Source organism: Marinomonas posidonica, assembly GCF_043643765.1.
In the GTDB taxonomy this organism is placed as follows: Bacteria; Pseudomonadota; Gammaproteobacteria; order Pseudomonadales; family Marinomonadaceae; genus Marinomonas; species Marinomonas posidonica_A.
This window is the reverse complement of the sequence record NZ_JBHZSP010000007.1, coordinates 61,196-73,176: the sequence shown is the minus strand read 5'-3', so window position 1 is coordinate 73,176 and position 11,981 is coordinate 61,196. Positions and strand designations below refer to the sequence as shown.

At 44.6% G+C, this 11,981-nt stretch carries 11 protein-coding genes; 8 read left to right on the top strand and 3 right to left on the bottom strand.

Annotated elements, in window-relative coordinates; translation table 11 throughout:
• Positions 1–27 precede the first annotated feature (27 nt).
• Positions 28–1,224, bottom strand: coding sequence for a 4-hydroxybenzoate 3-monooxygenase (gene pobA, locus ACHUFM_RS09460; RefSeq protein ID WP_394181737.1), 1,197 nt, complete (start codon positions 1,222–1,224; stop codon positions 28–30).
• Positions 1,225–1,487: 263 nt separating this feature from the next.
• Here pobA and ACHUFM_RS09455 point away from each other — a divergent pair, with 263 nt between their 5' ends.
• The 4 genes from ACHUFM_RS09455 to ACHUFM_RS09440 all read left to right on the top strand — a co-directional run bounded on the left by ACHUFM_RS09455 (position 1,488) and on the right by ACHUFM_RS09440 (position 5,554).
• Complete coding sequence (locus ACHUFM_RS09455; protein ID WP_394181735.1) at positions 1,488–2,381, top strand: helix-turn-helix domain-containing protein; 894 nt, start codon at positions 1,488–1,490, stop codon at positions 2,379–2,381.
• A gap of 107 nt (positions 2,382–2,488) precedes the next feature.
• A complete protein-coding gene (locus tag ACHUFM_RS09450; protein ID WP_113873329.1) occupies positions 2,489–2,671 on the top strand; it encodes an RSP_7527 family protein in 183 nt (60 codons plus the stop codon).
• A gap of 216 nt (positions 2,672–2,887) precedes the next feature.
• Positions 2,888–4,657, top strand: a complete 1,770-nt coding sequence (locus ACHUFM_RS09445; protein ID WP_394181733.1) for a GGDEF domain-containing protein — start codon at positions 2,888–2,890, stop codon at positions 4,655–4,657.
• Positions 4,658–4,744: 87 nt separating this feature from the next.
• Complete coding sequence (locus ACHUFM_RS09440) at positions 4,745–5,554, top strand: UDP-2,3-diacylglucosamine diphosphatase (RefSeq protein WP_394181731.1); 810 nt, start codon at positions 4,745–4,747, stop codon at positions 5,552–5,554.
• A gap of 46 nt (positions 5,555–5,600) precedes the next feature.
• Here the strand turns inward: ACHUFM_RS09440 and ACHUFM_RS09435 are convergent, their stop codons facing one another.
• Positions 5,601–6,263 (bottom strand): 3'-5' exonuclease, encoded by a 663-nt coding sequence (locus ACHUFM_RS09435; protein WP_394181729.1) that lies wholly within the window; start codon positions 6,261–6,263, stop codon positions 5,601–5,603.
• On the bottom strand, positions 6,263–8,128 hold the full coding sequence (locus ACHUFM_RS09430) for a DUF294 nucleotidyltransferase-like domain-containing protein (RefSeq protein ID WP_394181727.1): 1,866 nt from the start codon (positions 8,126–8,128) through the stop codon (positions 6,263–6,265). The genes ACHUFM_RS09435 and ACHUFM_RS09430 overlap by 1 nt, the downstream gene beginning before the upstream one ends.
• A gap of 283 nt (positions 8,129–8,411) precedes the next feature.
• Here ACHUFM_RS09430 and ACHUFM_RS09425 point away from each other — a divergent pair, with 283 nt between their 5' ends.
• The 4 genes from ACHUFM_RS09425 (at position 8,412) to ACHUFM_RS09410 (ending at position 11,959) form a co-directional block, all read left to right on the top strand.
• The gene (locus tag ACHUFM_RS09425) at positions 8,412–9,428 is read left to right on the top strand and encodes a TRAP transporter substrate-binding protein (RefSeq protein WP_063332479.1); all 1,017 of its coding nucleotides are present in this window, start codon (positions 8,412–8,414) and stop codon (positions 9,426–9,428) included.
• 82 nt (positions 9,429–9,510) lie between these two features.
• On the top strand, positions 9,511–10,068 hold the full coding sequence (locus ACHUFM_RS09420) for a TRAP transporter small permease subunit (RefSeq protein ID WP_394181725.1): 558 nt from the start codon (positions 9,511–9,513) through the stop codon (positions 10,066–10,068).
• A complete protein-coding gene (locus tag ACHUFM_RS09415; RefSeq protein ID WP_394181723.1) occupies positions 10,061–11,377 on the top strand; it encodes a TRAP transporter large permease in 1,317 nt (438 codons plus the stop codon). Before ACHUFM_RS09420 ends, ACHUFM_RS09415 begins: the two co-directional genes overlap by 8 nt.
• Positions 11,378–11,455: 78 nt before the next feature.
• Entirely contained in the window at positions 11,456–11,959 is a 504-nt protein-coding gene (locus tag ACHUFM_RS09410; protein ID WP_394181721.1) for a gluconokinase, read from the top strand.
• Positions 11,960–11,981 lie beyond the last annotated feature (22 nt).

Here is an 11,981-nt window from a genome sequence, read left to right as displayed (position 1 = left end):
CAATGCCATCATAGGACTTTCAGCGAATTATTTTAGGTCTTCATAAGGCAAGCCAACGTATTGCATGGCAATGACTCGACGACCTTCTTCTGTATCGGTATAAAAATTCAACTCCGAACTCATGAATCGCTCATGAGTTTCAGCGTCTTTACTGCCTTCATCACTAAAGTCATGCAACATATTGGTCATCCACCAAGAGAAACGCTCACCGTGCCAGACTCTACGTAGACAAATTTCAGAGTATTGATTGATGCACTCTTTATCGCCTTCTTTATACACTCGGGTCATAATTTTATTCAGGGTCGCTACATCCGAGGCCGCTAAGTTCAAACCTTTCGCCCCAGTTGGTGGCACAATGTGCGCCGCGTCGCCGACAAGAAACAAATTACCGTACTGCATAGGCTCACATACAAAAGAACGCAAAGGAGCAATGCTTTTTTCAATGCTTGGGCCCGTCACCAATCTTTCAGCCACATCATCTGGCAAGCGATTCTTAAGTTCCGTCCAAAAATCGTCATCACTCCAATCTTCTACCTTGTCCGTCAGCGGTACTTGAATGTAGTAACGTGAACGAGTCGCTGAGCGCATGCTGGTCATGGCAAAACCTCGATCGGTTTTACAATAGATCAGCTCATCATTCACAGGTGGTGTGTCAGACAAGATACCAAGCCAACCAAATGGATACACGCGCTCAAATTCTTTACGAGATGACTCTGGAATGGTTTGACGAGACACCCCATGGAAGCCATCACAACCTGCGATGTAATCACAATCCAAACGATGCTCTTTGCCATCCTGTTCAAAGGTAACGTAAGGGGTTGCCGATTTCACATCATGCAATACCACATTACTGGATTCATAATAGGTCGTTAAGCCTTTCTCAGCTCGAGCTTCCATCAAGTCGCGAGTCACTTCCGTTTGGCCATACACCATAACCGTATTACCACCGGTAAGCTTTTCTAACTCAATCTGTACGCGCTTATTGTTAAAGGCGAGCTCAACCCCTTTATGAACCTGACCTTCCCGATCCATACGCTCGCCAACACCCGCCTCTCGTAGCAAGTCAGTCATGCCCTGCTCCAATACACCGGCACGAATACGGCCCAATATATACTCGCCAGAAGCACGTTCAATAATAACGTTATCAATACCTTGCTTTGCAAGAAGCTGTCCCAGCAATAGCCCTGAAGGACCTGCCCCAATAATTGCCACTTGAGTTTTCATGCTCTCTCACCTTCATTTATTGTTTTTGTTTGGTGCTGGCTTTTTAGACTCTATACTAAATAACAGCACTATTTGATCTTCATCATAGAAGCCAAGAGGTCTCTTGGTTAGGTGAAAAATGATCAAAAAATTGTACTTTTTGATCAAAGAAGAATAGAGTGAAAATATCTTTTTTATGTAAAAGCCTTATTATTGTTGGCTTTCCATCCTATTTTAAGCAATATAAAATTCAGCTTATAAAAATAAAAATGTAAAAATAGCTTATGAAAAAAAATCAGATTCCACACTTTGGTTTGTATGGAGAGTCCAGTTGGATTAATGATCCAGAGTTTTTCCATATTGAAGACATAGAAGACAGAAGCAGCAATCTCGGCTGGAAAATCAGCCCTCATCGACATGCCCAGCTGTTCCAAATTTTGATCCTAAAGTCAGGACAAGCCAAGGTCCAACTAGACGATCAACAACAAATTTTACTGGGCGCTTGGGCCATCATCGTACCAGCAGGCGTCGTGCACAGCTTCCATTTCGCGCCAGATACCGACGGGCGGGTCATTAGCATCGCGGAGCCGTTACTCGAAGACGCTTACCAGGAAAAAGCTGCAAAATTCATCAAACCATTACTGAGCCAAGCCTGTCATATTAATTTTAATGGCAACCGTAATAGCTTTTCAGAGCTATGGCCATTGATTCAACAACTGGAAAGTGAGTCTTTCTACATTCGAGAAGACCGTGCTTTGATGAGCGAATATCTGATCAAAGCCATTTTGCTCATTCTACATCGCCAACAGCAAAATAACGGTGATGAAAGTTCGACGGAAGTGACTGAAAGTAGCCGCATACAAAGGCTAAAAGAATTAATAGAAAGCCATTTTCGAAAGCACTGGAGCACACAAGATTACGCTCAAGCTCTCAGTACCTCCACCAGCCGTTTAAACCGATTAAGCAAAGCCTCATTTAATAAGAGTGTGCTAGCACTAGCGCATGAAAGACTGCTAATTGAAGCGAAACGCAGCTTAATTTACACCGCTCGCTCAGTGGATGAAATCAGTTATGATTTAGGCTTTAAAGATCCTGGCTATTTCTCTCGTTTTTTTAAACGTGCTACCGGCATGCCACCAGGTAAGTTTCGCGTGTTGAGCAACCAAACCTCTATTTGATGAGTTTTTCTAACCTATTAGCTGAAAATTGATCGTTTGCTGAATAATTGGTCAAATTTTATAATTCGTAGTGTAAAAACAAACTTCAATATTTCAGGAGATACACTATGAAAAACGATTACAAATACGATGCTTTCGGTAACCTAGACGCTGACTTTTATGTAGAAAAAGCTTACGAACTTCGCCGTGCTTACTACGCACAAGCAATCAAAAAAGTGACGTCTCGTGTCAAAGCATTTTTCACTGGTCTAACCATTGCTCGTCCTTTCAAGTCAGCGTCACAACACTAAGTTTTCTGTGTCGCTCGACTAACCTATGTTCCCGATGATCGAAAGGCTAAAATAAGAAATCGATCCGGTAACAGGTTAGTATTTTTTTGTCCCCTATCTCACCTTTTTTATTCATCCTTATTATCGTCTTTATTTCCTCTTTGCCGTTCATTAAATTGTCATAAATGTGACATAAAATTCTCTATTAATTAATCACTAAGATGTATTAGAGAGAAAATGAGTCAAATAGACGAAGCTGCCTTATTGCAAAAAATACTCAACAATGGGTTGATCACACCTTATTTTCAACCTATCTATGATTTGAGTAATGGTGAAATCTATGGTCACGAAGCCCTGTCTCGCGGCCCTAAAAACTCGGCACTATTTTCCCCTGATGCACTCTTTAGCTTAGCGCTAAAAGAAGAGCAACTGCACCGGCTAGAATTATTGTGCCGCGAAAAAGCCATTAGCAAATTCTCTAAACTCAACCTTAAAGGTCGATTATTCTTAAATGTCAGTGCGTCACTATTAGGCTCTCCAGAGCATCAATCAGGCATGACATTAGGCATTCTCAATGACTTAGGGTTAGATCAAAAAGACATCGTGATCGAGTTATCAGAACAACATCCATACGATCACAATGGCTTACCAAGAAGCAGTGTTGAGCATTACCGTAAAATGGGGTTCCAAGTGGCCATCGATGATTTAGGCGTTGGCTACTCAGGCTTGCAGCTGTGGTCTGAATTGCAGCCTGACATCGTCAAAGTGGATAAGCATTTTATTCAAGGCATCGACAAAGATGAAATCAAACGCGAATTTGTGCGTTCAATTCTCACCATAGCACAACGTTTGAATTGCATTTTAATCGCCGAAGGCATCGAAAATCAGCAAGAGCTGGATCAATTAATCGAGATTGGCATCACGTTAGGGCAAGGCTATTTCTTAGGTCGTCCAACCGAGACGCCCGCCTTTAGCACTCACCCTTATTTGGTAAAGCAAGCGCAACGTCGCTCTCAGTTTCAAAATGATCACTCCGAAACAGTACAAATACTGTGTCGTCCTACACCTAGTTTGCAGCAGAACAGCTTGTTAGATGAAGCTTCGCTGCGTTTTAAAAAACACCCAGATTTAATTGCCATTCCCGTGTTAGATCAAAACGATCATCCTGTTGGTGTCATTCGTCGTCACCAGTTACACGAACTGTTTTCGACCCCTTATGGCCGTGCTTTGTATGAACACAAACCTGTGACTAACTTATTAAGTGATGATGTGCTCATTGTAGAAAGCAATGTCAGTTTGGCCAGCGTTTCGACCATGGTCACTAACCAAGAAGCCGATACTCTAAACAACGAAATCATCGTGGTTCGTGAGGGTAAGTTCTTAGGAACAGGGCATTTAAAAGACCTTCTGAAACGCATTACAGAATTGAAAATTCAAAACGCGACTTACTCTAATCCGTTAACATTACTACCAGGCAATGTCCCCATTCATCGAGAAGTCAGCCGTCGCTTAGCCGCCCAAGATGACTTTTATGTCGCTTATTTTGATCTCAATGATTTCAAACCGTTTAATGACTTTTTTGGCTATTCGAAAGGCGATGCCGTCATTCAATTAGTCGGCTCTCTAATCAAGGAGTTAGTCGCCCCGAATAATTTTATCGGCCACATTGGCGGAGACGACTTTGTGGTGATTTTTGGCGATCACGACTGGCAATTACAGTGTCAACATATTCTTGATGCTTTCGCGATTAAGGTAAGAGAGTTTTACACTCAGGAAACCTTAGCGGAAGGAGGCGTTTGGACTAAAAATCGCCATGGTGACACTCGTTTTCATCCTATCCTAAGTCTCGCTATTGGCGTTGTACACCCTACGCATTGTCGCAATCATCACCAAGTAGCCGAACTGGCCGCGCAAGCCAAAAAACAAGCGAAGCAGACAGGCGGTAATCATATTCACTTGCAACCCCGCTTGATCCCAGAAACCAAACAAACCGTTGGTGAATTGTGATCTAACTGTCATAAAGCACTCACAAGTCTGTCATAAAGCCTCTTTAATCTGTTCTTTAACAGGGCAACACCCTTTAAGGAGGCGATTATGCAAACTCGATTTCGATCCGTGTTCATTTCCGATGTACATTTAGGTACCAAAGCGTGTCAGGCGGTTCATTTATTGAACTTCTTACAAAGCATTGAAACGGACACCTTATACTTGGTGGGCGACATCATCGATTTACAGGCCATGCGCCATAAAGCGTATTTTGTTGATGCCCATCATCAAGTGGTGGAACAGGTTTTGGCGATGGCAAAATCCGGTACCAAAGTGATTTACATCCCAGGAAATCACGACGCCTTCTTTCGTCAGTTTGCCGGTCAAACCTTATCTGGCGTAGACATCCAATTGCATGCTCGTCACAACACAGCAGATGGTCGATGCTTTTATGTTAGCCATGGCGACGAGTTTGATCAGATGGTGAAAATTAGCCCTTTGATGTTGGCCATTGGTGACAAAGCTCATGGCTTAATGTTATCGCTTAATCAATCCATTAATGGCGTTCGACGCTTTCTCGGTCTGCCTTACTGGTCCCTTGCTGGCTACCTCAAAAGCCACATAGGCAAGGCCAAAGAGTTCATCGAACGTTTTGAGACTGCTGCGTTGAAGTCCGCGAAAAGTCACAAAGTGGATGGTTACATTTGCGGGCACATTCATTTCGCTTCGTTTCAAATGAAAGAAGGTATTTTGTATTGTAACGACGGTGATTGGGTCGAACATTGTACGGCACTCACCGAGTCCTCTTTCGGTGAACTGAGTCTGTTACATTGGTCAGAAAACCCTAAGCACCTTGGCACAGAACCTAAGCCAGAAGAATGGGATTTAGCGCCAAACTATTCGCGCAATACAGCTTAAAAAACTTAAACAAAGGCACCTTTGTTTTTCCCGTCTGTCGCCTTGTTTAACGGGGCGATAGACGGCTTCGGCCTCCCGCCATCAGACTCAAATCATACAAGCGGCAGTTCTTCCCTTGGTAGGCAATTTGTGCCAATAGCAATTCCGCCGTCGCAAGCGCATCCGTTAAGGCATCATGCCCTTGATACTCTGGCAAGCGGTAGCGTTCTCGACAGTGATTCAAACGAAAACCGCCTTCTTGAATCGGCTGCTGCGCTCGATCCGCTTTGACTTTTTCCAACATCAAGGTGTCGAGCCAAGTTAATCCATAAGATGGAAAAAGATGTTTCTGCCAGGCAGCTTTCAGAAAGCTAATTTCCAACGGTGCATGGTGTACCACCAAAATGCGCCCACGCAGAAAATGCCGTAAATAACGTAATGCACTTTCTTGTTTTTTTCCGTATTGTTGAATATCCGCATCCGTAATCATATGAATACCGACATTTTCACCGACCTCAGCTGTGTCCAAGACCAGATGACGAGCACTGTCTAAATCAATTACCCCTTGTTTAATACAAACCCAACCTAGACTCACAATATGGTCCCGCTTTGCATCCAGCCCAGACGTTTCAATGTCCAGCACCACATACTCCCAATCTGACCAAGCTCGGAGCAAAGATTGCCGTTGTTGTTGCCAATGTTTAACCCGTGATAAAAGACGACACCACATTAACTGTAACCTCGAAGAAACCTCTGTTGAGCAATGTCTTGTACATCGCTAATGATGCTAAAAGTTGTCTTCAAATGTTTTCGCTCTAAAGGGCTTAGTTTCTTCGGATCAAGGTAAGCACTCGCTGTCCCCGACATTTGCCAATGACGACTTTGCGCTTCAAGCCGTAAACCATTCAAATGATCCCATGCGTCCATCAGGTTACGAGCCGTATCCACGCTAATAAGCTGTTCGCGAATGGCCTGTTCTATTCGCTCTAGTGTCGACTCCCGATAAACCTTGCAAGACAACCCATATAAACGGCTTAAATCATTAATCAAAGCCAACCCCTGATGTTTCAAATCCAGTTGATGTTTGTGCTCACCAGAAGACTCCAATAGGAAATGGCGAAAGAAGCCCAATGGCGGTTTTGTGGCAATCGCAGTGCGAGTCAGAGTGGCGAGAAACATACTGTTTTGCGCCACCTCGACCTGCATGCCTTTAATCAATCGTTTTACCGGAGCATCGTCACCAAACACACAGCGAATATCAAAGAAAATACTGGCATGTAACAACGCACTGGGAGCGGCACTTTTAATCCACTGTGCAAATGCTTGCTGCCAACCTTGTTGTGTTTTACGCCACTGAGGATTGCTGGCCATGATGTTGCCAGGGCAAAGACGAATACCACAAGACGCCAAACCTTTGCAGACAAATTCTGATAAATCCGCAAAATAAGCGGCTTCTGTCTCATCCGGTTCTCTCTCCAGCATCAAACCATTGTCTTGGTCACTGCCCAAAGACTGATCCTGACGAGCTTGGGAACCAAACACCAAGAATTGAAAGTCCATGGGTGCCTCGCCCAATGCCATCACAGCCAACTCAATCAGACGCTTGGTCAGATTATCACTGACGGTGGCCAGCACTTTACCAATGTCTGCTGGTTTCATGTCAGTGACAATCAGATTGATGATCAAGGTTGGCCACTGCTGACAAATGCGAGCCAAGCTTTCCACAGACGTTTGTCGATGAATCTGGTTGATAAACAACAGAGGACTCAATTCTTGATGTCGCAATAAGTCCGCTGCGGTCAGCATACCCACCACCTTTCCCGTTTCTTCAACAATCGGCAGGTGGTGTATGTTGCTTTCGCTCATCAGGGTTTGCGCCTGCATGACCAAGGCGTCTGGCGACAGGGTGACTGGGGATTGTGTCATAATGTCAGCCACAACGGCTTGCGCCGAACCTCCCAAGGCTAAAATACGTGACCTCAAATCACGATCTGTGACAATGCCCAGCAAGGACTCCTCTTCAAGGATTAATATAGAGCTCACTCTGGCTTCCGTCATTCGCATGGCAATGGTTTGCACACGTTCACTGGGACTCGCTTGGACTAATTGACGGGTCATAATATGTGAAATTGAGGTTGATAATTGCAGTGCCGGTGAAGCCAACTCACTGTCCCGTCGACGTGACAATTTTCGCCGCCGATGCAGTTGAGTGTGTTCGAAGAAAAGCCCAAATGCATCATTCTGCTTTAACATGTCTTGAAATCGACTCTTATCAAATCGATACACCAAGCTGTCTTCCATCGCGACCACTTTTAAGCCATCAGGATTCTGCGCCATCACACTCGATACACCAAAACATTCACCATCGGCAATTTGATCAACCAAACCATCCTTTGGCGTGCGAATTTCACAGGCACCACGACGGATCAAATGCACGGTGGCCGCCTCCTCTTCCAATACCAGCGTCTGGCCTTGCCGCACATACAACATGGCAACGCCAGAGAGAAGCTGCTTGCGCTCTTGATCACTCAAGCTGGCAAAAGGTGGAGTGGACTCAATAAATTTATGCACTTCAGGAATGTCGATGGCGGCCATATTGATTTCTTCTTATTTTGTGTAAAGCACATTGTGCGCCTTTCTGTTACAGAGCTAAATCCAGTTTAGACCAATGTCTAACAAGATCACTCTAGGTTTTCCGTCTAAACAAAAAAATATTTCCTTAGATATCAAGCATCTCAATACGATATGAGTTTTTTATCCAAAATCGCCTTGACTAAGATAAAAAGTTACCGGTAACATTCACCCGCTAGTTACCGGTAACATTTGTTATTGGTTAACTCTGAATTTCCTAAAAAAATAATCAATGGGAAACCATACTATGAAAAAGCTCAGCACCACTTTGTTAAGCGCCACTCTAGCTTGCGCACTATCCGCACCTAGCTTCGCCGCAGACTATACCTTCAAATTCCAATCTTCTGATCCCGCTGGTGATAAGAACTTTCAAGTTCAAAAAGAATGGGTAAACCGTGTCAAAGAAATGACCGGTGGCCGAGTTGAGATCGACCTTCTTCCTGTTGGCAGTATCTTCAAACATACTGAAACATTAGATGGCATCAAGATGGGCATTCTGGATGGTCAAATCACGGCGACCGAATTTTTCTCAGGCAAAGACCCAGCCTTTGGTTTAATTGGTAACACAGTCGGAGCTTGGTCAAATACTTCGCAATTACTGCAATACATTAACTACGGTGGTGGTTACGAGCTAATGAATGAATTGTACGCACCTTACGGCGTTAAATTCATTGGCGGTTCAACTACTGGTGTTGAATCGTTGGTTTCTCGTGTACCGTTAAATGGTGTTGAAGATCTTAAAGGTCTTAAACTAAGAGCACCTGAAGGTTTGGTTCAGCGCGTCTTTGCCGCTGCTGGTGCCGCACCGGTTAACCTACCTGGTTCTGAAGTGTTTACTGGTTTGAGTAAAGGCGTCATCGACGCCGCGGATTACACCGTTTTCTCAACTAACCAAAAAGCCGGTATGAACGACATTGCCGCTCACCCAGTGCAACCTGGTTTCCACTCTCTACCATTAATCGATATTTCGATGAATAAGAAAAAGTGGGATAAATTACCAGCCGACTTACAAACTATCTTAACCGTTTCGGTTCGCGATTTTGCTCAGGACATGACTACCCAACTGCGCATTGCTGACCAAGCAGCGGTAAAAGCCGCTCAAGCAGATCCAAACATCACCATACATGATTGGTCTGCAGAAGAACGTAAGAAGTTTCGTGCCATTGCTCGAACTCAATGGGAAGAATTTGCCAAGAGTTCAAAAAATGCACAGAAAGTCTATGACTCTATTACGTCTTACCTAGAACAAAACGGTCTTCTATAAGCATTCGGCTGTATTAACTAGTTTGCTTGAAGCCAAACAGGCGTCTTCTTGTTGACGCCTGTTTTCCTATTGGATCAAGATCATGAAAAATCAAACTCCCCCAGACTCACAAGATTCATCAGAGCAGCCTCGCAATGCCCTTGACCGCTTAATTTATAAGCTTGGTAATATGTTGAGTTTGCTCTTTATTTTTACTGTCGCGATTTCCTTTTACGAAGTCCTAATGCGCTATTTATTCAATGCTCCCACGATTTGGGTTCATGAAACCGCATCCTTCCTCGGCGGCTGTTTGTTTGTCTATGGTGGTATTTATGCCCTGTCTACCAACAAGCATGTCCGTGTGGTGCTGATTTACGATTTGGTTTCGGATCGTGTGCGCCGCTGGCTTAATGTTTTCCACCACATTATGGGCATTGTTTTCTCCGGTCTACTCAGTTGGGCGGCTTATCAAATGGTGCAAGATTCTTGGTTTACGCCGTTTGGTGAGATTCGTCTTGAAACCTCTGGCTCGGCCTTTGATCCATCTTTCCCAGCGTTAGTGAAAGGCATGATTTTTGTCACCCTGTGCATCATGTTTATTCAATTTATCTTACATCTGCTACAAGAATTAAACGGCCTAAGGAAACAAGACAATGTTTGATTTATCGGCTTTAGGCATTGGCTACGGCAGCCTGTTAATGCTTGGCTCTATGATTCTTTTACTATTAACGGGCATGCAGCTGGCATTTGTCACCGCATTGGTTGCTTTGGTTTTCGCAATTGGTTGGTTTGGCTTTGGCGCTCTACCACTGATTACGAGCCGTCTTTATGGTTTTGTCGGCAGTTATGTTTTCCTCGCTGTGCCGATGTTTGTGCTCATGGCAGCCCTACTCGACCGGTCAGGTATCGCCCGTGACTTATTTGACGCCATGAAAGTATTTGGGCGTCGTTTGCGCGGCGGTGTGGCCGTACAAACCTTGCTGGTTGCCATTGTCTTGGCCTCCATGTCAGGCGTTATCGGTGGCGAAACCGTATTGCTAGGGATTTTAGCCTTACCCCAAATGCTACGCTTGGGCTACAACCGTAAGTTGGCGATCGGTACCACGTGTGCGGGTGGCGCCCTTGGAACCATGCTACCGCCTAGCATTGTGTTGATTATTTATGGACTAACCGCCAGCGTTTCGATCGGTGACTTGTTTAAAGCCGCCTTCCTACCAGCGTTAATCTTGGCCTTTTTCTACATGGCCTACGTTCTCATCATTTGTCGCTTAAATCCAGAGTACGCGCCTCTGCCAAGTGAAGAAGAACTGGCAGCCGAACAAGACGTTAATTACTTCAAAGCCTTACTCTTTCCATTACTTACTGTGATGACGGTACTGGGCAGTATTTACACTGGTATCGCTTCTGTGACCGAAGCCTCTGCATTAGGTGTGGTAGGGATTATGATCAGCGCGGCAATTCGCGGCGAATTAACCCTAGGCATGTTAAAAGACAGTGCCAAGGCGACCATGAGCACCTGTGGCATGATCATCTGGATCGGCATTGGTGCCACCGCCTTAGTCGGCGTTTACAACCTCATGGGCGGTATTGATTTCGTTGAAGAAACCATTCTCACCTTGAGTGGTGGCAGCGTTATGGGCACCGTCTTGATCATGATGTTAGTACTCTTGGTGCTTGGTATGTTCTTAGACTGGGTCGGTGTCGCCTTACTGACCATGCCAATCTTTGTGCCCATCATCTCCGGCTTGGGTCTAAATCCAATTTGGTTCGGTGTGGTGTTCTGCCTCAATATGCAGGTCTCCTTCCTCTCACCGCCTTTCGGCCCCGCCGCTTTCTATTTGAAATCCGTGGCACCAAAGGACATCAGTTTAGGTGAAATTTTTAGCTCACTTTTGCCTTTTATTGGATTGCAAATCACCGTTCTAGCGCTCGTCATTTTCTTCCCAGAATTGGCGCTTTGGTGGCAATAAACACAAAACCAAAAGTCTGACGAAGCTTATACGAAGACCTCGCCTTGCCAACTAGCAAGGCGATTAAGGAATAACAGAATGACGAAAAGAATTGTTGTATTAGGTGTTTCTGGATCCGGGAAATCCTTAATAGGTAAAGGCCTAGCGGATCAGTTAGGTTACCCTTTTTTTGACGGTGATGATTTTCACAGCCCTGAAAATGTCGCCAAAATGAGTGAAGGCACACCATTAACCGATGACGACCGCAAAGACTGGTTGGCAAGTTTAAACCAACTGCTGCATGAAAACCCTACCGCTGTCATCGCTTGTTCTGGTTTAAAGCCTGACTATCGGACCATATTACGTCGAGGGCTTGATGACGTCGCCATGATTTATTTAAAAGGCGACATCGATACCATTTGGCAACGTCATCAGAAACGTCATGGACATTACTTCAATGGCCGCGGCATGTTGGAAAGCCAGTTTGAGACATTAATTGAACCAACCACAGAAGAAGCCATTGTGATTGATATTTCACAGGAAGCTGAGGTCGTCTTAAAAGAAGCCATGAATGGACTCAAAGGTTATGCTCAAAAGGCATAATTTGAGTGAGTTTTCTTTCTTG